This window comes from Devosia sp. A449, from assembly GCF_054489375.1.
In genome coordinates this window covers 194469-218871 of the sequence record NZ_JBTMWU010000002.1, presented here as the reverse complement: position 1 = coordinate 218871, position 24403 = coordinate 194469, and the positions used below count along the sequence as shown (strand labels likewise).

21 protein-coding genes and 1 tRNA gene are annotated in these 24403 nt (G+C 63.2%); 6 read left to right on the top strand and 16 right to left on the bottom strand.

The window, feature by feature from the left end; translation table 11 throughout:
• Positions 1–12: 12 nt before the first annotated feature.
• Complete coding sequence (locus tag ACX3OW_RS06815) at positions 13–1104, bottom strand: glycoside hydrolase family 3 N-terminal domain-containing protein (protein ID WP_459095465.1); 1092 nt, start codon at positions 1102–1104, stop codon at positions 13–15.
• A 452-nt stretch (positions 1105–1556) separates the two neighbouring features.
• Entirely contained in the window at positions 1557–3500 is a 1944-nt protein-coding gene (acs, locus tag ACX3OW_RS06810; RefSeq protein ID WP_459095005.1) for an acetate--CoA ligase, read from the bottom strand.
• Between the two features lie 191 nt (positions 3501–3691).
• On the opposite strand from acs, the gene ACX3OW_RS06805 reads away from it, so the two are divergent.
• Positions 3692–4309 (top strand): GNAT family N-acetyltransferase, encoded by a 618-nt coding sequence (locus tag ACX3OW_RS06805; RefSeq protein WP_459095004.1) that lies wholly within the window; start codon positions 3692–3694, stop codon positions 4307–4309.
• On the opposite strand, the gene ACX3OW_RS06800 is transcribed toward ACX3OW_RS06805, so the two are convergent.
• From ACX3OW_RS06800 to ACX3OW_RS06785, 4 genes are all read right to left on the bottom strand, one after another.
• Positions 4310–5635: a lipopolysaccharide biosynthesis protein gene (locus tag ACX3OW_RS06800; protein WP_459095003.1), complete on the bottom strand. Its 1326-nt coding sequence runs from the start codon at positions 5633–5635 to the stop codon at positions 4310–4312.
• Entirely contained in the window at positions 5632–6810 is a 1179-nt protein-coding gene (locus ACX3OW_RS06795) for a lipid II:glycine glycyltransferase FemX (RefSeq protein ID WP_459095002.1), read from the bottom strand. Before ACX3OW_RS06795 ends, ACX3OW_RS06800 begins: the two co-directional genes overlap by 4 nt.
• Before the next feature lie 111 nt (positions 6811–6921).
• Positions 6922–7626 (bottom strand): YjbE family putative metal transport protein, encoded by a 705-nt coding sequence (locus ACX3OW_RS06790; RefSeq protein WP_459095001.1) that lies wholly within the window; start codon positions 7624–7626, stop codon positions 6922–6924.
• A 254-nt stretch (positions 7627–7880) separates the two neighbouring features.
• Positions 7881–7956: transfer RNA gene (locus tag ACX3OW_RS06785), tRNA-Lys, on the bottom strand.
• Positions 7957–8107: 151 nt separating this feature from the next.
• Between ACX3OW_RS06785 and ACX3OW_RS06780 the strand changes: the two genes are divergently transcribed.
• Positions 8108–8941: a mechanosensitive ion channel family protein gene (locus ACX3OW_RS06780; protein ID WP_459095000.1), complete on the top strand. Its 834-nt coding sequence runs from the start codon at positions 8108–8110 to the stop codon at positions 8939–8941.
• Positions 8942–8989: 48 nt separating this feature from the next.
• On the opposite strand, the gene ACX3OW_RS06775 is transcribed toward ACX3OW_RS06780, so the two are convergent.
• Entirely contained in the window at positions 8990–9196 is a 207-nt protein-coding gene (locus ACX3OW_RS06775; protein WP_459094999.1) for a hypothetical protein, read from the bottom strand.
• 354 nt (positions 9197–9550) lie between these two features.
• On the opposite strand from ACX3OW_RS06775, the gene ACX3OW_RS06770 reads away from it, so the two are divergent.
• The gene (locus ACX3OW_RS06770; protein ID WP_459094998.1) at positions 9551–10654 is read left to right on the top strand and encodes a pyridoxal phosphate-dependent aminotransferase; all 1104 of its coding nucleotides are present in this window, start codon (positions 9551–9553) and stop codon (positions 10652–10654) included.
• A 344-nt stretch (positions 10655–10998) separates the two neighbouring features.
• Here ACX3OW_RS06770 and ACX3OW_RS06765 read toward each other — a convergent pair whose 3' ends face one another.
• The 6 genes from ACX3OW_RS06765 to ACX3OW_RS06740 form a co-directional block, all read right to left on the bottom strand.
• Entirely contained in the window at positions 10999–12558 is a 1560-nt protein-coding gene (locus tag ACX3OW_RS06765; RefSeq protein ID WP_459094997.1) for a 2-isopropylmalate synthase, read from the bottom strand.
• Positions 12559–12672: 114 nt separating this feature from the next.
• Positions 12673–12885, bottom strand: coding sequence for a hypothetical protein (locus ACX3OW_RS06760; RefSeq protein WP_459094996.1), 213 nt, complete (start codon positions 12883–12885; stop codon positions 12673–12675).
• A gap of 26 nt (positions 12886–12911) precedes the next feature.
• On the bottom strand, positions 12912–13799 hold the full coding sequence (locus tag ACX3OW_RS06755) for a PhzF family phenazine biosynthesis protein (protein ID WP_459094995.1): 888 nt from the start codon (positions 13797–13799) through the stop codon (positions 12912–12914).
• Between the two features lie 72 nt (positions 13800–13871).
• The gene (locus ACX3OW_RS06750) at positions 13872–14363 is read right to left on the bottom strand and encodes a heme-degrading domain-containing protein (RefSeq protein ID WP_459094994.1); all 492 of its coding nucleotides are present in this window, start codon (positions 14361–14363) and stop codon (positions 13872–13874) included.
• A 487-nt stretch (positions 14364–14850) separates the two neighbouring features.
• Positions 14851–15870 (bottom strand): ketol-acid reductoisomerase, encoded by a 1020-nt coding sequence (gene ilvC, locus ACX3OW_RS06745; protein WP_459094993.1) that lies wholly within the window; start codon positions 15868–15870, stop codon positions 14851–14853.
• Positions 15871–15893: 23 nt separating this feature from the next.
• Positions 15894–16541 (bottom strand): TetR/AcrR family transcriptional regulator, encoded by a 648-nt coding sequence (locus ACX3OW_RS06740; RefSeq protein WP_459094992.1) that lies wholly within the window; start codon positions 16539–16541, stop codon positions 15894–15896.
• 520 nt (positions 16542–17061) lie between these two features.
• Between ACX3OW_RS06740 and ACX3OW_RS06735 the strand changes: the two genes are divergently transcribed.
• Positions 17062–18495, top strand: coding sequence for a glucose/sorbosone family PQQ-dependent dehydrogenase (locus ACX3OW_RS06735; protein ID WP_459094991.1), 1434 nt, complete (start codon positions 17062–17064; stop codon positions 18493–18495).
• Positions 18496–18555: 60 nt separating this feature from the next.
• Here ACX3OW_RS06735 and ACX3OW_RS06730 read toward each other — a convergent pair whose 3' ends face one another.
• Both ACX3OW_RS06730 and ACX3OW_RS06725 read right to left on the bottom strand, forming a co-directional pair.
• On the bottom strand, positions 18556–19440 hold the full coding sequence (locus ACX3OW_RS06730) for an alpha/beta hydrolase family protein (protein WP_459094990.1): 885 nt from the start codon (positions 19438–19440) through the stop codon (positions 18556–18558).
• Between the two features lie 3 nt (positions 19441–19443).
• Positions 19444–20346 carry a hypothetical protein gene (locus tag ACX3OW_RS06725; protein ID WP_459094989.1) on the bottom strand — a complete coding sequence of 301 codons (903 nt, stop codon included), beginning with the start codon at positions 20344–20346 and terminating at the stop codon, positions 19444–19446.
• A 185-nt stretch (positions 20347–20531) separates the two neighbouring features.
• Between ACX3OW_RS06725 and ACX3OW_RS06720 the strand changes: the two genes are divergently transcribed.
• Both ACX3OW_RS06720 and ACX3OW_RS06715 read left to right on the top strand, forming a co-directional pair.
• Entirely contained in the window at positions 20532–21662 is a 1131-nt protein-coding gene (locus ACX3OW_RS06720) for an NADH:flavin oxidoreductase/NADH oxidase (protein ID WP_459094988.1), read from the top strand.
• An 83-nt stretch (positions 21663–21745) separates the two neighbouring features.
• A complete protein-coding gene (locus ACX3OW_RS06715; protein ID WP_459094987.1) occupies positions 21746–22174 on the top strand; it encodes a hypothetical protein in 429 nt (142 codons plus the stop codon).
• Between the two features lie 10 nt (positions 22175–22184).
• Here ACX3OW_RS06715 and ACX3OW_RS06710 read toward each other — a convergent pair whose 3' ends face one another.
• Entirely contained in the window at positions 22185–24119 is a 1935-nt protein-coding gene (locus ACX3OW_RS06710; protein WP_459094986.1) for a potassium transporter Kup, read from the bottom strand.
• Positions 24120–24403: the final 284 nt, after the last annotated feature.

Genomic DNA, 24403 nt, shown 5'->3' with positions numbered 1-24403 from the left:
CGTTCCGGGCGCTTAGCGAATCCCTGTCTTCAGTGCCACGATCCGGTCGTAGCTGGCTTCGATGCGCGCAGCGAAAGCAGGATCGGCCTCGGCTTCGGCAACCAGAATGTCGAGAATTTCCTGCCCCAGGCTAGCGCGATATTTCGCTGTGTTGGAGAACAACAGCACATCCATGCCGGCCCGCACCGCCATGGTGACGGTCTGCTCCAGCGTGAAATGATCGCGGATCGCACCCATTTCCAGATCGTCGCTGATAACGACGCCATCAAAGCCGAGGTCCTTCCGCAGCACGCCGTCGATCCATTGCGGCGACAGCGATGACGGGGTCTTGGCCCCCGCATCGGCATAATCGGCATGATAGAGATGGCCCACCATCACCATATCGACCAGATCATCGGCCAGCAGCAGGCGATAGGGCTCGAGTTCGCTCTCCTGCCAGGTCTGGGTGATGTCGACAAAGCCTTCATGGCTGTCAGCAGTCGAGGAACCGTGGCCGGGAAAATGCTTGAGCGCCGTCAGCAGGCCCGCCGCGCGATGCGCCTTGATGAAGGCCGCATCATAGGCCGCCACGGTCGCGGCATCGCTGCCATAAGCCCGGCCGAATTTGGCGATCACCTGATTGTTGGGGTTGAGCTTGATATCGGCCACCGGGCCGAAATTGACGGTAAATCCCAGCTCGGCGATGGCCTCGGCCATGCCGGCATAGATGGCTTCGGCCTCGGCCGGCGTGTTATTGGCGGCGATACTGGCGGCAGTGGGGATTTCCTTGAACCCCACATCCTTGGTCAGCCGCTCGACCGCCCCGCCCTCCTGATCAAGGGTGATGAAGGGCGGCAACTCAGGCGATGCGTCGCGGAACGCCGCATTCATCGCCGCCACGGCCGGCAGGCTCTTCACATTGGTCTTGAGCATCATGATGCCGCCCAGTCGACCGGCGGCCAGTTCCTCGCGCAACGCCGCGACCGGCGCTGCATCGACGCTCGTGCCCTGAAAGCCCACCACGATCATCTGCCCGGCCATCTGTTCCAGGGTCGCGGCGCTGCTGGTGGCGACAGGCAGCACCAGCAGGGCAAAGGCAGCGGCAAGGCAGCGGAAATACAACATCACTTGGGGGGCCGTCCGGACTCGAATCACTATGTGACGATGACCGGCTAAAGCAGCCAAAACAATGGCAGCCCCCGCGACTCCCCCATTTGGGGGATGTGCCACGTTGAACTATGTGGCAATTTAAAGATTGGTGACTAGGGGCGTGGACCGTTTTTCAACCTTTCGGTCCACAACGTCGTTACCTCGGGCGGGGAACTTGGGAGCCCCGCCCTACTCATTTTCCAGCACCAGAAATTTTTGAGCGTTGTCGCGCTAAGCGCCTCACTGGCTGCGTGCTGCATGGCATGGGCGCATCTTGAGATATCGCCCCAACCACGGTGTGGTGGGCCCATCCTGAGATCGCGCCGATGGCCCCATCTCACCGCACTCGCCCTATCACCACGCCACAAAAAAAGGCCGCCCGCCCGGAGCACGTCCGGGCGGGCGACCTATATCAGTCCGTAAAACCCCTAGCGGTTCTGCCGATTCTCGATCAGTTCATTGACCACGCCGGGGTCAGCCAGCGTCGACGTATCGCCGAGCGAGCCGAACTCGTTCTCGGCAACCTTGCGCAGGATGCGGCGCATGATTTTGCCGGAGCGGGTCTTGGGCAGGCCCGGCGCCCACTGCAGCAGGTCCGGCGTGGCGATCGGCCCGATCTGCTTGCGCACCCAGGCCTTGAGCTCGGCCTTGAGCGTATCGTCGCCCACTTCGCCTTCCATCAGGCTGACATAGCAATAAATGCCCTGCCCCTTGATGTCGTGCGGATAGCCGACCACAGCCGCTTCGCTGACCTTGGGATGGCTGACCAGCGCGCTTTCGACTTCGGCGGTGCCCATGCGGTGGCCGGATACGTTGATCACGTCATCGACGCGACCGGTGATCCACAGATAGCCATCCTCATCCCGGCGGCAGCCGTCGCCGCTGAAATAATAGCCCTTATAGGTCTCGAAATAGGTCGAGACAAACCGGTCATGATCGCCCCAGATGGTGCGCGCCTGCCCCGGCCAGCTATCCTTGATCGCCAGCACGCCTTCGGCCACCGTCTCGGTTTGCAGCACGCCCTCGGGCGACAGCACCACCGGCTGGACGCCGAAGAATGGCAGGGTTGCCGAACCCGGCTTGGTGGCGGTCGCGCCGGGCAGCGGGGTGATCATCACGCCGCCGGTCTCGGTCTGCCACCAGGTATCGACGATGCCGCAGCGGCCGCGTCCGACATTCTTGTGATACCACATCCAGGCTTCCGGATTGATCGGCTCGCCCACCGTGCCCAACAGGCGCAGCGAGCTGAGATCGGCCTTTTCCAGATATTCGGTGCCAGCGCCCATCAGGGCACGGATCGCCGTGGGGGCGGTGTGGAAGATATTGACCTTGTGCTTGTCGACCACATCCCAGAACCGGCCCACATTGGGATAGTTCGGAATGCCTTCGAACATCAGCGTGGTCGCGCCATTGGCCAGCGGGCCATAGACGATATAGGTGTGCCCGGTGACCCAGCCGACGTCGGCCGTGCACCAGAACACCTCGCCCGGGCGATAGTCGAAATTCAGCTCATGGGTGAGCGAAGCCCACACAATATAGCCGCCGGTGGTGTGCAGCACGCCCTTGGGCTTGCCGGTCGAACCGGAGGTGTAGAGCACGAACAGCGGATCTTCCGCATTCATCGGCTCGGGCGCGCAATCGGCAGAGACATTGGTCTCCGCTTCATGCAGCCAGACGTCGCGGCCTGCAGTCATCGGCACATCGGCGCCGGTGCTGCGCACCACGATGACCGATTCAGCCGTCGAATGGCCTTCCAGGGCCTTGTCGACATTGGTCTTGAGCGGAATCGTCTTGCCACCGCGACGACCTTCGTCGGCGGTGATGACCACCTTGGACTGGCAGTCATCTATGCGGCCGGCCAGGGCTTCAGGCGAGAAGCCACCAAACACCACCGAATGCACCGCGCCGATCCGGGCGCAGGCCAGCATGGCGTAGCTCGCAGCCGGAATCATCGGCATGTAGATGGTGACGCGGTCGCCCTTCTTGACGCCCTGGGCCTTGAGCACGTTGGCGAAGCGGCAGACCCGCTCATGCAGCTGCTTATAGGTGATCTTCTCATCGGTGCCGGGCGTGTCACCCTCCCAGATGATCGCCACCTCATCGCCCCGCGTCGCCAGATGCCGGTCGATGCAGTTGGCGGAAATGTTGAGCACCCCGTCCTCGAACCATTTGATCGAGACATCGGGATAGGCAAAACTGGTGTTCTTCACTTTGGTGAAGGGCGTGATCCAGTCGATGCGCTGCGCCTGCTCGGCCCAGAACCCGTTGGGGTCGCTGATCGAACGCGCATACATCGCGTCATACTGGCTCTTGGTAACATGGGTGCGTGCGATCGCAGCCGCACTCGGCTGAAATACGAGCTGCTCGCTCATACTGTCCTCCTTGGTCTCTCCCGGACCCGTTCTACTGGTCAGGTCCGCGCCGGGCAAGGCCTTGGGCTCGCGACTTAATGCGTAGTTCCCCCCTATTTGCCGCTAGGCAGCATTAACTGCACCTGGGATCGATGCTTCGGCCGCTCCGGTCGCTCTGCTATGGTCTAGCTTCACTGGATAAAACCTCGGCAATGAGCGTCACCACCTTCCATTCTGCAACCGCCAGCGCCCCCATTGCCGCGCCGCGCCCGCGCATTCTGCGCCCGGCCAGCTATGCCGATATTCCGCTGGTGCATGCCCGGCTGCACGAAGCCATCCTGACTTCGCCTTTTTACAACGACCAGTTCAAGGCCTATGAAACCGCGCGCCTCACCAGGAGCTATCTGGCAAGCCTTATCGACGCCGATCCGCACCACGTCATGCTGCTGCTCCGCGAGGGCGAGATTGGCGGCTTCATGATCTCGGGACCGGAACTGGGGACGCTGTGGCTCTACTGGTCCTATATTTTCCCTGAAAACCGGCGCTCGACCCTGGCCGTCACCGCCTTGCGTGCCTTTATCGCCCATTGGGACAATGGCCGCTTCCACAAGATCGCCACCTATACCAAGCCCGCCAATATCGCCTCGACCACCATTCTGAGCCGCATGGGATTCCAGCACCTCATCACGCTGCCACAGCATATTTTCGGCGAAGATTATCAACTGTTGGAGCGCCCGCTGACCAAGCTGGAGCCGGGCTATGACCATGGCACCAGCGGCGGCCTGCTGAACCGGCTCGCGCGCGCGCTGAAGCTGGCCGTCCTGCGCTAGCTATTCCGCCGGCACCGCATCGGCACGGCGATTACGGAACCATTGCAGGATGGACACATCCATCTGGGCGGTGCGCAGGGCAATCCACCACAAGCCCACCGACCACACCGAAATGGCGATGATGGCCGCCAGGGCCGCTCCCATCAGGCCTAGCGGCGGTACCAGCAGCCAGTTGCCCAGCACCAGCGCGCCGATGCCCACGCCAACCGTCGGCAGGCTGGCATAGGGCCGGTCGTGGATCGACAGCACCAGCGAGGCCGGCCCCATCACCGAACGGACCACCAGCGCCAGGCACAACACCGCCAGCGGCGCGGCGCCGACCGAAAAGCTCGGCCCGAACAGCATCAGCGCAAAGGGGCCCACCAGCGCCACCAGCCCGAACAGCACAATCGAAATAATGCTGGCAACGAAATTGGCGTCACCCACCTTGCGCTTGAAGGCCTGCCGGTCGGCCTTGGCCTCGCTCTCGAACATGTCGGGCATGGTCACCGCATAGACCGCCGCCACGCCGAATGAGATCAGCGAAAAAATGCGGGTGCAGACGCCAAAGATCGCCAGTTCTTCGCGGCTGAGCGTATGGCTGAGCAACAGCAGATCGATATCGAAGAAAAAATCGGTGGCCAGCGAGATCAGGACCCAGGGCAGCGCGAAGCGCCACCACCGCCGCTGCTCCAGTGGCTGGGTGGGCATGGTGTCGGATATGCGGTCGAACGAGGTGACGACGAAGCCGAAATGCACCAGCGCGATAACGACGTAGCCGATGGCGATCAGCCACAGCATCGCCGAAAAGCCCTCCACCGGCGTGGCAAAGCCCAGGGTGACGAGAAACGCCCCCATCACGATCATCGGCCGGAACATGGTATCGGCAAAAAACCCGGCGAAGGGCCGCTTGAGCCCGACCAGCAGCGCGCCGTTGACATAGACCAGCGCCGTGCCGAAGGCGAGCAGCACCACCGGCACGAAATGATCGGCCAGCACGCTGCTCCCCTGCCCGATCCAGCCCAGCACCGGCCGCCCGAGCAGCAGTAGCAGCGCCAACGCCCCCACCACATGCCCATAAGAGTGGCTCAGAAACACAATGAACTGGCGGCGCTGCCCCCGCGCCCGGTACTCGGCGGCGAAATAGGTGCCCACCGTATGAAAGCCCAGCGGCATCGCCACCGCGATCAGATTGACCGCCGCGATAACGATCAGATATTCGCCGAGCAGTTCCGGCCCCCATAGCCGCGCAATCAGCGCCTGCACCAGGAAGATCAGCCCCGCCCCGGCCAGCCGCGCGCCGAAGATGATGCCGGACTGCGATGCCAGGCGGCGGTGCAGGCTCATTCGCCCGCCTCGTCACTGCTGGCTTTGGTCTGGGTCGGCCTGGTCTTGGGGTTGCGCCAGCCATCAATGGCCCGTTGCAGCGCATGCACGGCGTCGCGGGCGGCAAAGGCACCGGCACCCATCAGATAGGCCAGCTTCCGGCTGGCATAATTGGCCACCGGCGGCACGGGCTGGATCACCCCCGCCGTCCCCACCATGCCCTTCTTGAACTGGTGCAGCCCCTGAAAACCATCGGTGCCGCCGAGATCGTACCAACCGGCCGTGGTGTTGTCGCGTAGCCAGCGGATGATGTGCCAATGCATGAAATAGCCGGCCCGCAGCGGCAGCGCCTTGTCATTGGTGGCGCCATAGAGATAGACGGCCCGGTCGCCCGCCTTGAAAATCAGCGCGCCGGCCACCAGCTCGCCCTCGTGGCGCACGAAAAACAGTTCGGGCCGCAATGCGGGCACCTCGATATTCATCAGGTCCGATAGCGTTTCATAGGCCGAATGATCGGAGAACTGCTTGCGGTCGGTCATCGCCGTATAGAGCGTGGTGAACGCTTCGATCTGTTCGGGGCCGGCATGCTCGAAACTGAGCCCGGATTTTTCCGATTTATTGAGTTGCCGCCGCCAGGTCTGCTGCAGGCTCTTGCGCTGCTCGTCGTCGCTAAGGCGCAGATTGACGATATAGCGACTGGGAAAGCCCAGCACCGAGCCGCGCTTGAAGCCGCGCGCCACCAGCCGCTCATATTCCCCATTGACCGGTGTGATTGAAGCCCTGGGCAGCACCGACAGCATCTGCCCGCGCCGCTCGGCATATTCGGCCACCATGGCCTCGACCATGCCGGCATGGATGGCCGCGGCTTCGGGATGGGCCGCATCGGCCAGCATCGGCGCCCATTTGGCAACGGCGATATGGCCTAGCCCCAGCGGCAGCCGCTGCACCATCACCAGCGCGCCGCCAACCACCGCTCCATCGAGCAGAAACAGCATCGGCTCCTGCTTGGCCGAGGGCCAGCGCGTCACCGCGAAGGCATGCAGCTGTTCCTGGCAGACCTCGTCGAAACCGGCGATAATCCGGTCCCACTCGCCGCCATCCACCAGGCGCGTTTCCAGCCGGGCAAACCGGCCGACGGCACCGAGCGTCGCGCTGGCATCGTCGGCATGGGTCAGTCTATCGGCAATCAGGGACATCGAACCAGTTCCCGCTCAGATCAATTGAGCGGGACGCTAGTCCCATGAAGTGAGCAAATCCCTATTGCTGCTCGGCAAATGCCGCAAAGTTCAAGCCGTGGTTACCAAAGGCTATTGCGCGACAACCGCAGCTTCACTCACCACCGCATGCGGCGTGTAGATGAACGGGATTTCCGGGATCGCAACGAAAGCGCCAAGGCCTTCGAGGGTCATGCGGATCGCCACAAACAGGATGATCACCAGGCCGACCCAGGCAATCCAGCGATGCTTGTGCAACAGGCCGGCGATAAAGGTCGCCGCCACGCCCATCATCACCACCGACAGCGCCAGACCGAAAATCAGCGCTTCGATGTGATGTGCAGCCGCACCGGCCACAGCCAGCACGTTGTCGAGCGACATCGAGACGTCGGCAATGATGATCTGGATGACCGCCTGGCGCAGCGTCTTGCGCGGCTTGCCGGCGACAGTACCATCGGCATTGAGATCAGCGTCCTGCAGCGCTTCCTGCGCGTCGTGCTCTTCCTCCTGCGAGGTGCTCAGCTCGCGGAACATCTTCCAGCACACATAGAGCAGCAGCAGGCCACCGGCGATCAGCAGGCCGCCACCAAGCGCCAGCAATTCCGTGGTGATCAGCGCGAAGAAAATACGCAGCAGCGTCGCTGCCAGAATACCGATCAGAATCGCCTTGCGCCGCACATCGGTCGCCAGGCCGGCAGCCGCCAGCCCGATTACCACCGCATTGTCGCCGGCGAGGACGAGGTCAATCAGGATAACCTGAACTAGCGAGCTTAGAAAACTCGGGTCGATGCCGAACATGGGTGGAGCGTCCTTGTGAAAGGCTGGGGGAGTTTTGCCCTATAGACCTCCACCCGCAGGCTGAAAAGTCCGCTTCGTGCGAAATAAACGAAAGTCTGAGGATTTGTGATGGTTTGAGCACGATTTGACAGCTTGGTGACAGACTGGACCACCAAACGCGCAATGCTGCGCTTCCATTGCCATCTGGTCACGGACCGGAGCCGCAATACCCGGAAAAGCAAAAGGCCCCGCGTTGCGGGGCCTTATTGGAGCTTTGGTGGGCGAGCACGGATTCGAACCGTGGACCCGACGATTAAGAGTCGTCTGCTCTACCAGCTGAGCTACTCGCCCCTACTGGAGCTTCCAAAGTAGGCGCTGTCTAGCAAAGGCTTTTCGCGCTGGCAAGCGCTCCCTTTCACTTTCCTCATCGCAATGCTTTGCTAGAATGTCGCAGGCGCGTCGAGCGCCAGCAAAACCAGGGGTTACGACCATTCCAGATTTTTTGAGCATCCCCCTCGCCTGGCTTGCCAGCAACGCCATCAGCCTGCTGGTCGCCCTCGCCGTGCTTGTTGCCGGCTGGTATCTGGCCCGCCTTGCGGCTCGCGCGATCCGGCAATTGCTGCCGCGCGCGTCCGGCGTCGACAACAATTTCGCCCCGCTGCTGTCGCAGGTGGCGCGCTACGGCATCATTATTTTCGCATTGATGACTGCGCTGAACCTGCTCGGCGTTTCCAATGCCTCGATTCTCACCGTGCTTGGCGCCGCCGGACTGGCCATCGCCCTGGCGCTGCAAGGCACGCTGGCCAATATCGCGGCGGGAATCATGCTGATCTGGCTGCGCCCCATCGCCATCGGCGAATTCATTCAGGGCGACGGCGTGGCCGGGGTCGTGGTGGAAATCGGCCTGTTCGGCACGCGGCTGCGCTCCTCGAGCGGGCTCTACATCTTCACGCCCAACCAGAAGCTATGGTCCTCGGCCATCACCAATCACAGCCGCGAGCCGCACCGGCGCATCGACGTCAATATCAGCGTGCCCGACAGCATCGACATCGCCAAATCGCGCAACATCCTGCTGCGCATCGCCAATGCCGATAAGCGGGTGCAGGCCAAGCCCGAGCCCAATGTGCATGTGGAAAGCTTTTCCGGCGCCGCAGTGAACCTGCAATTGCGCGCCTGGGTCGCCACCCCCAATTATCTGGCAACGCTCTATGCGCTGACCGAAGAAGCCAAGATCGCGCTGAACCGCGAACTGGTTGGCAGCAAGGCCGATAAGGCCGGCATCACCGTAACCCCTAACCCCGCCAATCCGAGCCCCGAAACCCAGGCGGGAAACTAGCCGATACGAAGACGCTGGCGGGCTTGGCCGGCCAGCGTCTTGGTTAGCTTATTCGTAGTTGGCGCGACGCTCGCGGAAGGCCGACAGGCTGAACACATTATCGGCCATCGAGATCGGCTCCTGCTGCACTTCGTCCATCAGGGTGATGGTCCGTTCGATGATGTAACGAAACTGGCGCGAGCGGCTATCCGCGCCCTGCAGAATCGTCACGGCACGTTGCAAATGGTCACGGGCAAGGACGTAAGTCGGGGGCATGGGAGGCTCCTAGGGAATCGTTTTGGGAGGTTGTGACGCGAGCCACAAGGTGCCCGGACATGCCTTCTTCAAACTTGCTGGGGCCGGTTGCATTTAGTTCAAATGCGACCGATCTGGCGGTTTTGCCGGAGACCCCCCGAAATCCAGCCTCCTCGCCGCGTCGATGATTTTATTGACCTGTGCAAAAACCATGTACGTGAAATTTCGCGTCGCCGCGCGACCCCACCCCAGCCACCGCGACACCCCTCCGGGCTAATTTTCCGGCCCCGGCGATTCGTTTCCAGCCGCTTTGCCGATGCGCTTTTCGGCCCGGGGTGGCTAGGATCGGCCTGTCCAACAGTGAGTCGCTTTGCCGTGTCCGCTCCCCAGCTCTCCCCCATCGCCGCCGCCCTGTCCGAAACCGTGCCCTTTGTCGGCCCCGAGACCATTGTCCGCCGCAGCGGCGTGCCGTTGCGGGCGCGAATCGGCGCCAATGAAAGCCCGTTCGGCCCGGCGCCATCGGTGCTCGCGGCCATGACGGCGGCAGCAGCGGAGAGCTGGCATTATGGCGACCCGGAAAATCACGATCTGCGCGCCGCCATTGCCGAGCATCTGGGCATCGACTTTGCCAATGTGATGCCGGGCGAAGGGGTGGACGCGATCCTCGGCATGGCCGTGCGGCTGTTTGCAGCCCCCGGCAGCACGGTGGTCACCTCGCTGGGCGGCTACCCCACCTTCAACTACCACATCCTCGGCTACGGGGCGCAGATGCACACCGTGTCCTATATCGGCGACCGCGAAGACATCGACGCCCTGGCCCGCGCCGCCCGCGACACCAATGCGTCGATGGTTTACCTCGCCAACCCGGACAATCCGATGGGCAGCTGGTGGGATGCCGCCTCCGTGGAACGCTTCATCGCCGCCGTTCCCGACACCACCATGATCATTCTCGACGAGGCCTATGGCGAATTCGCCCCGCCGGGCACGCTGCCGCCGCTCGACATGACGCGGCGCAATCTGCTGCGCATGCGCACCTTCTCCAAGGCCTATGGCCTGGCCGGTGCCCGCGTCGGCTATGTCATCGGCGAAGCCCGCAACATTTCGGCCTTCAACCGCATCCGCAATCATTTCGGCATTTCCAACGTCGCCCAGGCCGCCGGCATCGCCGCCTTGGCCGATACGGCGCACCTGGCGCAGTCACTGGCGGCCGTTCGGGCCTCGCTGGGGGACACGGCCGCCATCGTACTGCGCCACGGCCTCACCCCGCTTCCCACCGCCACCAATTTCCTGGCTGTCGATTGCAACCGCGACGCCGCCCATGCCCAGGCGATTCTCGACGGCCTGGCCCAACACGGAATCTTCGTCCGCAAACCGGCGGTAGCCGGCCTCAACCGCTGCATCCGCATCAGCGCCGGCACGGCGGCCGATCGGGCGCTGCTGGATGAAGCGCTGGGAACGGTGCTGGCGGAACTGCGGTAAGCGACACCCGATCGCGCAGGTCTGCGGCACCTGCACCAGCCCCTCCCCACCCACGGTGTCACCCCGGCCTTGAGCCGGGGCCCATCCCCCGATCAGGCCAGCACACCCATCTCAGGATGGGTCCCGGCTCAAGGCCGGGATGACACTGCGTTTAGATATTGGAATGGTGTATTGGCCCGCGTCGGGCGAGGTGGGTTGGAGCTCATTTGCATAGCGGTGCTCATCACCAATCGCAGTGGCAGTCCCCTGCCCGCCCCCATGCGTCCCCTCGCCCCTCCGGGGAGAGGGCCAGGGGTGCGGTGCTACCACCACACCCCATTGCATAACGAAACGCCCAGCCTCAATCAGCCAGCCATCGCCCCCTGCGCCGAAGCGCCACGATCAATCAGCAGCCGATTATACGCATTGAGATACGCCCGCGCCGACGCCACCAGCGTATCCGGCTCCGCCGCATTGCCCGAGACGATCCGGCCATTCATTTCCAGCCGCACATGGGCGCTGGCCTGCGCGTCGGTGCCGCCGGTCACGCCGTCCACGGCATAGAGCACCAGATGCGGCTCCTGCCCCACGGCCTGCTTGATGGCGTTGAAAATGGCGTCGACCGAGCCGGTGCCTTCATAGCTGACGCTGGTTTCCTCGCCGTCGATGGAGAGCGTCATATTGGCCTTGTGCACGCCACCGGTCTTGGACACGACTTCCATATCGACCAGCTTGATGCGGTCGCCGACCGAGCCGACTTCGTCATCGACCAGCGCCACGATATCGGCGTCATAGACATGCTTCTTGCGGTCGGCCAGATCCTTGAAGCGCACAAAGGCCTCCTGGAACGAGTTGTCGCCCAGTTCATAGCCCAGCTCGCGCAGCTTGTCCTTGAACGCGGCGCGGCCCGAATGCTTGCCCATCACCAGCGTCGTCGCCTTGATGCCAACGCTGGCCGGGGTCATGATTTCATAGGTTTCGGCATTCTTGAGCATGCCGTCCTGATGGATGCCGCTCTCATGCGCGAACGCATTCTTGCCGACGATGGCCTTGTTATACTGCACCGGGAAATTGGCCGCCGCCGAGACGATCTTGCTGGCGCGGGCCAGATGGGTGCTGTCGATTTCGGTGTGGTAGGGCAGAATATCGCCGCGCGTGCGCAGCGCCATGACGATCTCTTCCAGCGCGGCATTGCCGGCGCGTTCGCCCAGCCCGTTAATGGTGCATTCCACCTGCCGCGCGCCGCCGCGCACGGCGGCCAGCGAATTGGCGACGGCGAGGCCCAGATCATTGTGGCAATGCGCCGAGAAGATCGCCTTGTCGGCGCCCGGCACCGAAGTGATGATGGTACGGAACATCGCCTCGTGCTCGTCGGGCACGGCATAGCCGACCGTATCGGGCAGGTTGATGGTGGTGGCGCCGGCCTTGATGGCGGTTTCGACGCAGCGCTTGAGGAATTCCAGCGGCGTGCGGGTGGCGTCCATTGCCGACCATTCCACATCGTCGATCAGGTTGCGCGCATGCGCCACCGTCTTGGCGATGATCTCGATCACCTCGTCCTCGGTCTTCTTCATCTGGTGAGCCAGATGGATCGGCGAGGTGGAAACGAAGGTATGGATGCGGCCGCGCTGCGCGTGGCGCACCGCTTCGCCGGCCCGCTCGATATCGGCGGTGATGGCGCGGGCCAGCCCGGCCACGGTGGCGCGCTTGACCTGCTTGGCCACGGCCACCACCGAGTCGAAATCGCCCACCGAGGCAATCGGGAAACCGGCTTCGATGATATCGACGCCCATGTCGTCGAGCGCTTCGGCGACCTGCAGCTTTTCTTCCAGCGTCATGGTGGCGCCGGGCGATTGCTCACCATCGCGCAGCGTGGTGTCGAAGATGAAAACGCGGTCTTTATTGGTGTCGGTTACGGCGGACATTATCGGTCATTCCTATCGGGCGGCCCAGAGGTCGTGCCTCTGCAGGCCGGACATTTACTGTTCGGCTGATGGCGATATCCCCTGACGACCCGCTCGGTTACGAGCTGCCGGTGATCAGGGGCTGATAAGAAGGAGGAGCAGTGCAGCGGGCAGCAATAGCAGGCCAGCAGCAATCGTCAGGACGCGGGCGCGTTCCTGGCGTTGTGTCATGGCGATGGCAATTGCGCGCTTGCGCTGCATGGATTTAGTCCCGAGTTCGATGTGAGCATGCGCGAAACCAACGGAAGGTGCAAGCCCAAGGCACAGTTTTTTGGCGCACTCGATCAATTCACCACCCAAGGTGAACCAGAGCCTCAATCCCCTAGATCGAGCACGCCCTCACCCACGATCACCGCATGCCCGCCAATGCCGCCATGCACCAGCACGTCATTTTCTTTTTTGAGCTGGATGGTGATGCGGCAGGGCCGCCCCATTTCATGGCCTTGCCGCAGCACGAAATCGGCCTGCCCGCTGGCCAGATTGGCGTGCTCGGACAGCAGCCCGATCAGCGCCGCCGCGGCCGAGCCGGTGCCGGGGTCTTCACCGACATCCATGCCGAACATGCGGGCGGCCAGATCGTTGTCGGCTTCCTCGGGCGTCTGGGTGAACACATAGGCCGAGTGGTGGTCATGCGCGAAGACGCTGTTCCAGATGCCGGCATTGACCTTGATCCGGCGCAGCACCGCCGCATTGCGCACCGGCACCAGATGAAAGGTGACACCGGCGGAAAACACCGCCGGCTGATACAGCTCACAGCCGATATCTTCGACCTCGATGCCCAGCGCCTGCGCCAGGCCGAGCCGGTCATTCAGCGGCGCCAGACGCACCGGCAGGCGTGGCAGCGCAAACCGCGCCTCGCCCGAGCGCTTGTCGGCCTTCTCGAACAAAGCGGTGATCAGCCCGACTTTTTCTTCCAGCCGGACGGCGCTGACCTTGTTGTGCAGCCCCAGCACCACCGCCGCACCCACCGTGGGATGGCCGGCAAAGGGCAGCTCGGTATGCGGCGTGAAAATCCGGATCGCCGCCGTGTTGCGCTCGGCCTGCGGCTTGAGGATGAACACCGTCTCGCTGAGGTTGAACTCGCGCGCAATGGCCTGCATTTCGCCATCGAGCAACCCATTGGCGTTGGTCACCACCGCCAGCTGGTTGCCCTTGAGCCGCTCGCGGGTGAACACGTCGAGCAACAGATAATTGAGCTTCACGCCACACCCTCAAATATAGCCGGACCGGATCGTCCGCATCCCATCTACCGCCCTGGCGTTTGCCCGCAGGGACTATTCTTTCGGCAGGGCAAACAAAACCTTGTCGAGCCCGAGATGATCGCACAGCGCATCGACGGCCACGCCATGATCGCTGCGCCCCGGCAAGCCCGAAATCGTCAGGCAGCCGATAATCCCGGCGCCCTGGACCCGGATCGGAAAGCCGCCCCCGGCAATCACATAATCGGCCGGATCGGCACCGGCCTGCGGCGCGAACGGCGCTTCGCCCCGCTCCAGCACCAGCCGATAGCTGGCGCGCTGAAACCGGCGCACGCTGTTGATCTTGCGCCGCACCCATTCGGCATTGTCGGCGCTGGTGCCGGCGGTGGCGGCAAAAAACATCTGCCGGTCCCAGCTGCGGATATCCACCACCAGCCCCAGCCCCTCGGCCAGCGCCCGCGCGCGAATGGCCGAGCCCAGCTCAAACGCCACATTCTCATCGAACTGGCTCAGCACCAATTGCTGTTCCTGGTGCTTCACCAGCGCGATGTCGGTATCTGTGGCCATATCGGCTCCCCCCTGCGACTCGAATATGCGCCGCGAGCCTAGAGCAGCCGCGCCGGGCTGAGTAGAGCCAGCCCACAAAAGAAAACGGGGGCCGAAGCCCCCGTTTGGACGGGACTAGTTCTCCGGCGCGGCTCGGAGAACAGGCGGCCTGCGCCAAATGTCCGCTTAAGTAACGTAGAAATTGTCTTCGTTCTCTGGACACTCTTCTCTAAGCAGGACAGCGCATCTCATGACGGAACTATCCGACGTGCCGCCACTTTCCGTTGAATGCCCACAGCGGTCACAGGTGACACGCACACCGTCTACGGGACCGTAGTCACCATCGACTTCGGTGTAGTCTGTGGAGGTCGAAACTCTCATAACCAGCCCCGATAAAGTTGCTTGTAATGCAAGCCTATCCTTAAAGGTACGCAGGTCAACTAAGTAAAAGCGGGGGCCCAAGGCCCCCCACAAAAGAAAACGGGGGCCGAAGCCCCCGTCCTAATTCTTAGTTCTTTGCCTTGTCGACCAGCGCGCCGGCCTTGATCCAGGGCATCATGTCGCGCAGCTTGGCGCCGACTTCCTCGATCGGATGCTCGTCGGCCAGGCGACGGGTCGCCTTGAAGCGGGCGCCGCCAGCCTTGATTTCCTGCATCCACTCGGAGGTGAACTTGCCGGTCTGGATGTCGGTCAGGATGCGCTTCATCTCGGCCTTGGTTTCCGAGGTGATGACGCGCGGGCCCGAGACATACTCGCCCCACTCGGCGGTGTTCGAGATCGAGTAGTTCATGTTGGCGATGCCGCCCTGGTAGATCAGGTCGACGATCAGCTTCACTTCATGCAGGCACTCGAAATAGGCCATTTCAGGCGCATAGCCGGCTTCCACCAGCGTCTCGAAGCCAGCACGGATCAGCTCGACCACGCCACCGCAGAGCACAGCCTGCTCGCCGAACAGATCGGTTTCGCATTCTTCGCGGAAATTGGTCTCGATGACGCCCGAACGGCCGCCGCCAACACCCGAAGCATAGGCCAGCGCGATGTCATGGGCATTGCCCGACGCGTCCTGATGCACAGCGATCAGGCACGGCACGCCGCCACCCTTCTGGTATTCGCCACGCACGGTGTGGCCCGGGCCCTTCGGCGCGATCATGATCACGTCGACGGTCGACTTGGGCTCGATCAGGTTGAAGTGGACGTTGAGGCCATGCGCGAAAGCCAGCGCCGCGCCGTCACGGATGTTGGGCTCGATATGCTCTTTGTAGATATCGGCCTGCAGCTCGTCCGGGGTCAGCATCATGATGACGTCGGCCCACTTGGAGGCGTCGGCAACCGACATGACCTTGAGGCCTTCGCCCTCGGCCTTCTTGGCCGACGGGGAACCGGGGCGCAGCGCCACGACGACGTCGGTGACGCCCGAGTCGCGCAGGTTCAGCACATGGGCGTGGCCCTGCGAACCGTAGCCGACAATGGCCACTTTCCGGGATTTGATGATGTTGAGATCGGCATCACGATCATAATAAACGCGCATGGGGTTCTCCTGAATATGCAGATTTATAGGTTGGCTTTCGCCCCGTAGAGGGCGAGGAACTGATCCGTCGCGGCCTTTACATCGGCCTCGATATTGGATTCGATATTGCTCTGGGTGAGCGATTTATCGCCCAGCAACAGGCGGATTTGCACGTCGCGCACCACCAGGCCGAAAAAGGTCCGATAGGCGTCTTCGCTGGAGTCGAAGCGCAGCAGCCGCGCATCGCGCCCCGCTTCGAGGATCGGCTTGAGCCGCCGGCGAATGGCCAGCGGACCATTTTCCAGCACGATGGCGCCGAGCCGGTCTTTTTCCTGCGCCGCATGGGTCACGGCGGTGCGGTTCAGCGTCACCGACACCTCGCCCACGATCACCGTCAGCAGGTCGCGCGCGAACTGCTCGATGCTCAGGCGCAGGGCCTTGGCATTGAGATGGCTGCGATCCACCAGCGGCATCCGCACCTTGGCCGCCTGCCACTGCACGGTCGCCGTCAGCAGACCGTCACGGTCGCCGAACCACTTATAGAGCGTTTCCTTGGAGCACGAGGCGCGGCGCGCCACCGCCGTCATGGTCAGCCCATCGCCATTTTCCACGAGCAGATCCAGCGCCGCGGTCAGCACAGCCTGCTGACGCGGAGTGAAAATCTCTTCGTTGACCTTGATGGTCAGTGGCACGGGTGTATCCTGACGCTTCCAGCCGAACGGTTTCGGCCATTTCCGTCCGCAGGCGTACCGTACGGTACGGTTCTGTGCAAGCCCCTATTTGCACTCTCCGCAGGGATTCGTAGCGTCCGCGGCACCCATCCTGAGCCCCGCTTTGGCGCTGCTCCGCCGGCCCCCACCCCATAGGCGCCCTGCCCGCCGACGCCGGCAGCGCTGTCGCCGCCTGCCGCAGGCACAGATCTGATTGTCGGTATCGTTCATGTAACCTGAACAATTGCGAATTTGTTACCAAATTATACAGCACATTTCCGTCACTGTTCGCGATTGACGCACAATGCGTCGCCCATTCAGGGGGGCGTCGAACGCCACCTCATACCCTACATGTTGGTCACCCCAACGGGTTCGACGCCGCATGCATCCCGCTTCTGAGGATGTGAGCGCAAAACCCAAATGTGCCTGACCGCACTGAATGCGCCGCTGCCGAAAAGCAGATTCGCTTCCCGTCAGACGCAGCATGATCGGAGTATATAGATTGTCTCGTAAGTCCTATTTGAGTGCCAGCCTCGCCGCCCTTGTTACCGGTCTGATGCTGTCTGCCGGTAGCGCCGCTGCCCAGCAGTCGCCTGCCGATGTCATCGAAGCGGCGTTCCCCTTCGAAAAGTCCGTATTGGTGGAAGGCCTCAGCGCGCCCCACGAAATCAAGCTTGGCACTGATGGCCAGCTCTGGGTCACCGAGCGCATCGGCAAGCGCCTGATCCGGGTGAACCCCGAGACCGGCGCCACCAAGTCCGCCTTTGAATTCGCTATTCCCGACGTGCTCGATGGCGCCCAGACCGGCGTAATGGGCTTTGCCTTCCACCCCGATTTCGGCAAGGGCAGCGACCAGATTTTCGTCGTCCATACCTATGAAGACGCCGACCGCACCGATCCGACCCACCCCGATGCGAGCGATCCGTATCACAAGCTGTTCCAGAAGGTCGTCGCCCTCGATTGGGATGCCGCCACTGAAACCGTGACCGGCTCGACCGACGTGCTGACCGGCATTCCGGCCAATAACGATCACAATTCGGGCCGCATTGTCTTCGGCCAGGATGGCAAGCTGTATCTGACCGTGGGTGACCAGGGTCACAACCAGCTGGTCAACTACACCCGTCCGATCGAATCCCAGCGCCTGCCGACCGCCGCCGAACTGGCTGAAGGCGATCACTTCGCCTATCAGGGCAAGGTCTTGCGCTTCAACGTCGACGGTTCGGTTCCCTCCGACAACCCGACGCTCGATGGCGTGCAGAGCCACATTTTCACGCTCGGCCACCGCAACGCCCAGGGCATCACCGTGGCGCCCGATGGCACCATCTATGCCAATGAGCACGGCCCCAGCAGCGACGACGAAATCAACGTTCTGGTTTCCGGCGGCAATTACGGCTGGCCCAACGTCTCGGGTCTCGTCGATGACAGCCACTATGCCTATGGCAACTGGTCCGCTGCCAGCGTCGATCCGTCGACCCTGACCTTCAACCAGCCAGAAGACGGCTTCCCGGCTGAAGTCAGCGTCGAAAAGGAAAGCGACTGGGCCGGCGCGGCAGACATGAAGCTTCCGCTCGCCACCCTGTTCACCGTAGCCGCCGATGAAGAAATCAATTTCGGCTATTTCGAGCGCCCGACCGTCGGCCCGTCCTCCATCGCTTACTATGAAGGCGATGCGGTTCCCGAGCTGGCCAATCGCCTGCTCTCCACCGCGATGAAGCACGGCGCCATCTACACCATCGACCCGGTGGCCACTGGCGACGACGCCAAGTTCACCAAGTACTATCTTGGCCAGAACCGCCTGCGTGACCTCGACATCGCCGATGGCGGCAAGACCATCTACCTCGTCACCGACTCGGGCGGCGGCGTGCTGAATGCGGCAGGCGAAGCCGCCTCCGAGCTGGAGAACCCCGGCGCGATCCTGGTCTACACGGCCAAGTAACACCACAAATCCTGCGGGTCAGGGCGGCAACGCTCTGGCCCGTTTTTTATTGCCTGATCGCTACCCCAGATGCTCGGCAAAAAACGCCAGCGTCGCTGTGCGCATCCGCGCCGTTTCCTGGTGGCCGATGCCCGGCTCGCTCACCAGTTCCAACATATCGGGCGTGTCCGCATAGGCGGCCTGCAGCTCCTCCCACGCCACCGCGAAGGCGGCCGGCGGGGTCAGGCTGTCGTCTTCGCCAATGGTCACCAATTGCGGGCGCGGCGCGACCAGAGCAGCAATACTGCCGCCATCGGCCTCGTTCAGCAGCCCCGGCACGGTGAGATAAATGCCGTGGCCGTCATGCGCGCCCAGCGCGATCATGGTGCGGAAATCGGCGAAACAGCAGAGCTGCGCCACCGCAGCGATCCGCCCATCCATCGCCGCCAGCCAATAGCTCAGCGTACAACCCATCGAAATGCCGAAGGCGCCAATGCGCGCCGGATCGACATCGTCGCGCCCCGCCAGATAGGTCAGCGCCGCCGCGTGATCGGACAGCATTTCTCCGAATAGCGACTTGCCGTGCCAGAGCAGCGCCTTGGCCGCGAAATTCTCGCTGACCGTCGCCCGTTCACCGAAGGTCGGCATATCGATGCACAGCGTCACATAGCCGGCCCGGGCAAAAGCCGGTCCCGGCGGATCGAGCAGGCAGGGCCGGCCATCGAGCAATTCACTGGCGCCGATATCGTAGCGCCCGCCATGCGCATGGCCGTAAAGAATCGCCGGCCGGCGCTGGCCATTGTCGATGGGCCGGGTCAGCAGGCCCCGCACCTCGGTCTCGCCGAGCCGCAGCACCAGATGCTCGACCACATAATTATCCACCGCCTCTTCGCGGCGCGACACCAGCTCCACCGCCGGCTCGGCCAGGCCGATCAATTCCCGCAATCTCGTCCGGCTGATCGCCAAATCCTAGTCCTCCCTGACGCTGCGTCGCGTCCCGACCCAGCTGTTGAACCGCGCCAGCGCCAGGCCAAAACCGATCAGCAGCAGCCCCCCGCCCAAAATCGACAACGGCTGCGCGCCCAGCACCATGAACCATTGGGTGAAGAAGTGAATAGCGCCGAAGATCGCCACGATATTGACCACCCAGCGCCGATTGGCGAACACCGCCCAGCTGCCGAAGGCCAAGAGCGCCAGCGCCCAGGCGACGGCAAAGCCGGTGCTCGACCAGCCCAGCGCCTCATCGCCGGCGAGCGAGCCGATAAAGAAGGCAACATTGACCAGGATGATCGCCGTCCGCATGGCGATGATGGCCAGCCGCTCATAGGCGGCCGGCAGTCGCAGCGACAGCAGATAGAGCCCCAGCACCAGCGCCGACAGCGCCACGATGGCCAAGGTGAGAAAATGCGTCGGCGCCATCATCTCCATATCGAGGGTGATGGTGGCCGCAAAGGCCAGCACCGCCAGCGCGGTCAGCAGTCCCGACAGCGCAAACACCGCGGCCACCGCCAGTCCCAGCGTCAGTGCCGCCCGCACCCAGACCAGTTCGCCCCACAGCGCAAAAATGCCGCTGACCAGCGCCAGCGCGCCGATCACCATGACGATCTGCGCAAACACCGCCCAGCGCTCGATGCGCAGCAGCAGCAGGCAGAAGCCGGCCACGAACAGCATCGCCCCCAGCGCAATGGCCGTCCCGACCGTCGGCACCAGCACGCCAACGCCGGTGGCCACCGCCGCCGCCCCCAGCGCCAGCAGCACATTGGTGCCAAGCAGCCCGGTATCGGCCGCCGCGAAGCCTTTCAGCCGCTCGGCCTCCGCCGCCGAGAGCTTGCCATCGGCAACCAGGGTGTCCAGATCGAGCGTAATCTTCATGCCAGTCTCCCTATCCGGCGCGGACCCTAGAGCAAGCTGCCCGACCGGAACAGCACATCGGGGCAAAACTTTGCGCCATCAACATCCTGCGCAACACACTGTTTTGTCCATCGGCACTTGCCGATGGAGTACAAAGAGATCATCTATGCGGCGCCACCCCCGGTCGAGCCAACAAAGAGCCGTTCATGTCCCAGCTGTTTTCCCCCACCACCCTGCGCGACCTTCCCCTGCGCAACCGCACGGTCGTCGCGCCGATGTGCCAGTATTCGGCGCAGGATGGTTTCGCCAATGACTGGCATTTCGCCCATCTCGGACGCTTTGCCATTGGCGGCTTCGGGCTGGTGATTCTGGAAGCCTCGGCCGTCACCCCCGAAGGCCGCATCAGCTATGGCGATCTGGGCCTGTGGAAGGACGAGCACATCGCCCCCCTCGCCCGCATCGTTGATTTCCTGCACAGCCAGGGCGCCGCCGCCGGCATCCAGCTCGCCCATGCCGGGCGCAAGGCCTCGACGCCCGTGCCGTGGCGCAAGGGCTTTAACGAGACCGAGCAGGAAAAGATCGACCTGCATTTCGAAGCCTGGACCCCAGTCGCCCCCAGCGCCGAGATCCACGCGGAAAACAAGAATTTCACCACCCCCACGGCGCTGGACGAAGCCGGCATTCGCCACGTCATCGACTCCTTCGTCGCCGCCGCACGCCGCGCCGACCGGGCCGGCTTCGACACCATCGAAATCCACGCCGCCCACGGCTACCTGCTCAACGAGTTCCTCTCTCCCCTCGCCAACAAGCGCACCGACCGCTATGGCGGCTCCCGCGAAAACCGCATGCGCCTGCTGCTCGAAGTCACCGAAGCGGTGCGCTCCGTCTGGCCGGCGGGCAAGCCGCTGCTGGTGCGCCTCTCGGTCAGCGACTGGCATCCCGATGGCTGGCAAGTCGAAGACAGCATCGCCCTGACCCGCGAACTCAAGGCCCTGGGCGTCGACGCCATCCACGCCTCCAGCGGCGGCTTTGAAGGCGCGCAAATTGCCGTGGCCGCCGAATACCAGGTGCCCTTCGCCACCGCCCTCCGCAATGAAGGCGGCCTGCCCACCATCGCCGTGGGCCTGCTCGGCGACGCAGCCCGCGCCGAAGAAATTCTGACCAGCGGCGAAGCCGATTTCATCGCTTTAGCCCGCGGCGCGCTCGATGATCCCAACTGGCCGCTGCATGCGCAGCACGCATTGGGCGCCACCGATTATGCGCTGTGGCCCAAACAGACCGACCGCGTGCGCGAGCGCGACCGCGTGCTGGGCCGGGGCGGCTACACCGCCTCCTGATCCCCCAGCTATTGATCGCGGCAACGCAAAATTGCCGCGATTGGTCTTGCACTGTAGGCCACCGCCGAACCGGGAGACGTGCAATGGATACCAAAGCCGCAATCCTCGCCCTGATGAGCATGTGGGGGGTCGGCGCCTGCGCCACCCTGCCCGCCGCAGCGCAGGACATGGACGCTGCCGCCGAGGCCGAGCCGGGTGAGGATAATCCGCTGCTCAACAAGGTCTGGGTCCGCAGCGACGCCGATGCGGCCCTGCCCGGCCCGATGCAGATCTTTCTCGGCGACGGGACGCTGGTCAGCGACAGCTGCTGGGAAACCTACCGCCTGTCGAAATGGCAGCAGGTCTCCGACAGCGCCATTTCCTGGGAAGAGGACGGCATGACCATCAATGCCGATATTGCCAGCCTTACCGCCGACGAATTGGTGCTCAGCCTCAAGCTGGGCAGCGACGTGCAGGAGCAGCGCTTCGTCCTGGCCACCGTCCCCTATGTGTGCCCGGATATGGTGAAGTAGGGCCCGCGCCCTACAGCACCACCTGCGTCCCGATCTCCACCACGCGTCCGGTGGGAATATGGAAATATTCCGTCGCGTCGCTGGCATTGCGCGCCAGCCGCACGAATAGCCGGTCCTGCCAGAAGCGCAGCAGATTGCCGCGATTTTCGCCCAGCTTCAGCGAGCGCCGCGACAGGAAAAACGAGGTCGACATGATGTCGAACTTCCAGCCCAGCTTGCGGCCCAGCGCCAGGGCCTTCGGAATATTGGGGCTTTCCATATAGCCGAAGGTGACGATCACCCGGCTGAACAGCTCGTTATAAGCGTCGATGGTCACCTTCTCGTCGTCCGGCACGCGCGGCGACACTGAGGTGCGCACGGTCAGGATCACATTCTGCTCATGCAGCACCTTGTAGTGCTTGAGACTATGCAGCAATGCCGTCGGCGCGCCTTCGATATCGCTGGTCAAAAACACCGCCGTGCCCGGCACCAGAGTCGGCTTTTTCTTGGCCAGATTATCGACCAGGAACTGCAGTGGCACCTCGTCGCGGCGCGTCTTCTCCGACAGCCGCCGCCGACCCGCCATCCAGCTCCACATCACCACGCCTACCAGCATCGCCACCACCGCCGGCACCCAGCCGCCCTGGAACAGCTTGGTGGCATTGGCGACGAAAAACCCGCCATCGATCAGCGCGAAGACAATACCGAAACTGATCACCGCCAGCGGGTGCCATTTCCAGTTGCGCCACATCACCACCACCAGCAGCGTCAGCGTCATCACCATGACGCCCGACACCGCAATGCCATAGGCATGCGACAGCGCGCTTGAGCTGCCAAACGCCAGCACCAGCAGCAACACCCCGAACATCAGCAAGGTGTTGATCTGCGGCATATAAATCTGCCCGCTTTGCGTCGCCGAAGTGTGCTGCACCAGCATGCGCGGCATCATGTTCAGCGCAATGGCCTGCTGCGCCAGGCTGAACGTGCCCGAAATCACCGCCTGGCTGGCAATGATCGTCGCCGCCGTCGCCAGAATAACGAAGGGCCCGATGGCCCATTCGGGCTGCATTTCAAAAATCGGGCTGCCGACATGATCGGCCCCGACCTGCAGCACAAACGCCCCCTGCCCGAAATAATTCAGCAGCAGGCAGGGAAACACCAGCGCGAACCAGACAATGACAATCGGCTTGCGGCCGAAATGGCCCAGATCGACATAAAGCGCTTCCGCCCCGGTCACCGCCAGAAAAGTAGCGCCCAGCACCACAAAGGCCAATTCGGGATGCATGGCCACGAACTGCGCGCCGAGTAGCGGATTGAGCGCCCACAGCACTTCGGGATTCTGCACGATATGGCTCAGCCCGGACACGCCCAGCACCAGGAACCACAGCCCGGTCACCGGCCCGAACACCACCGACACTTTTGCCGTGCCGAAGCGCTGCACCGCAAACAGCCCGACAATGATCACCAGCGTCATCGGCACGATGAAGCGTTCGAGATGCGGCGCCACCAGCTTGACGCCTTCCACGGCCGACAGCACCGACATCGCCGGCGTAATGATGGCATCGCCGAAGAACATCGCCGCGCCCATCACCCCGAGCACGGTGATCCACACCGGCGGCTTGGTGAACGTCTTGCGCGCCAGCGCCATCAGCGACAGCGTGCCGCCTTCGCCGTTGTTATCGGCGCGGGTGACGAAGAACACATATTTGAGCGTCACCGTCAGGGTGAGCCCCCAGACGATCAGCGACAGCAGACCCAACACTTCTGCGGCCGTGGAGGTCTGCCCCGCCCGGATATTGATGGCCTCGCGAAAGGCATAGATCGGGCTGGTGCCAATATCGCCGAACACGACGCCCAAAGCGCCCATCAGCAAAAGTGGCAGGTCTTTTCGGGCGGGAGTTTCGCTCGTGAGCGGCTTGGCCTCGACACCGGCGCCGGTGGCGCCAGTCGAATTCGTCTGCGTCATGAACCTTGTGCTCTCCGCTCATAGGCGGGCGCCGCTATACACCCCGCCATCGTCACACACAACACTCGGCTATCACAATGGTTCAAACCAACAAGGGCCGCCCTTGCGGACGACCCTTGTGGTGAATGACGATTTTGGAGATCGTATAGCGCGTTTCATCGCTTCGCCGAGGCGCCGGCTCCTTCGCCTCCCTCCCCCTTGAGGGGAGGGACCGAGGGTGGGGGTCCATCATGGGTCCACCAAACCACCCCCTCCCCGACCCTCCCCTCAAGGGGGAGGGCGCG

Coding starts and splice junctions, on each gene's coding strand:
- ACX3OW_RS06805 (WP_459095004.1), top strand. CDS start 3,692: ATGAGCGTCACCACCTTCCATTCTGCAACCGCCAGCGCCCCCATTGCC.
- ACX3OW_RS06710 (WP_459094986.1), bottom strand. CDS start 24,119: ATGACGCAGACGAATTCGACTGGCGCCACCGGCGCCGGTGTCGAGGCC.
- ACX3OW_RS06775 (WP_459094999.1), bottom strand. CDS start 9,196: ATGCCCCCGACTTACGTCCTTGCCCGTGACCATTTGCAACGTGCCGTG.
- acs (WP_459095005.1), bottom strand. CDS start 3,500: ATGAGCGAGCAGCTCGTATTTCAGCCGAGTGCGGCTGCGATCGCACGC.
- ACX3OW_RS06750 (WP_459094994.1), bottom strand. CDS start 14,363: ATGGCCACAGATACCGACATCGCGCTGGTGAAGCACCAGGAACAGCAA.
- ACX3OW_RS06795 (WP_459095002.1), bottom strand. CDS start 6,810: ATGTCCCTGATTGCCGATAGACTGACCCATGCCGACGATGCCAGCGCG.
- ACX3OW_RS06815 (WP_459095465.1), bottom strand. CDS start 1,104: ATGTTGTATTTCCGCTGCCTTGCCGCTGCCTTTGCCCTGCTGGTGCTG.
- ACX3OW_RS06765 (WP_459094997.1), bottom strand. CDS start 12,558: ATGTCCGCCGTAACCGACACCAATAAAGACCGCGTTTTCATCTTCGAC.
- ACX3OW_RS06725 (WP_459094989.1), bottom strand. CDS start 20,346: ATGAAGATTACGCTCGATCTGGACACCCTGGTTGCCGATGGCAAGCTC.
- ACX3OW_RS06800 (WP_459095003.1), bottom strand. CDS start 5,635: ATGAGCCTGCACCGCCGCCTGGCATCGCAGTCCGGCATCATCTTCGGC.
- ACX3OW_RS06790 (WP_459095001.1), bottom strand. CDS start 7,626: ATGTTCGGCATCGACCCGAGTTTTCTAAGCTCGCTAGTTCAGGTTATC.
- ACX3OW_RS06720 (WP_459094988.1), top strand. CDS start 20,532: ATGTCCCAGCTGTTTTCCCCCACCACCCTGCGCGACCTTCCCCTGCGC.
- ACX3OW_RS06715 (WP_459094987.1), top strand. CDS start 21,746: ATGGATACCAAAGCCGCAATCCTCGCCCTGATGAGCATGTGGGGGGTC.
- ilvC (WP_459094993.1), bottom strand. CDS start 15,870: ATGCGCGTTTATTATGATCGTGATGCCGATCTCAACATCATCAAATCC.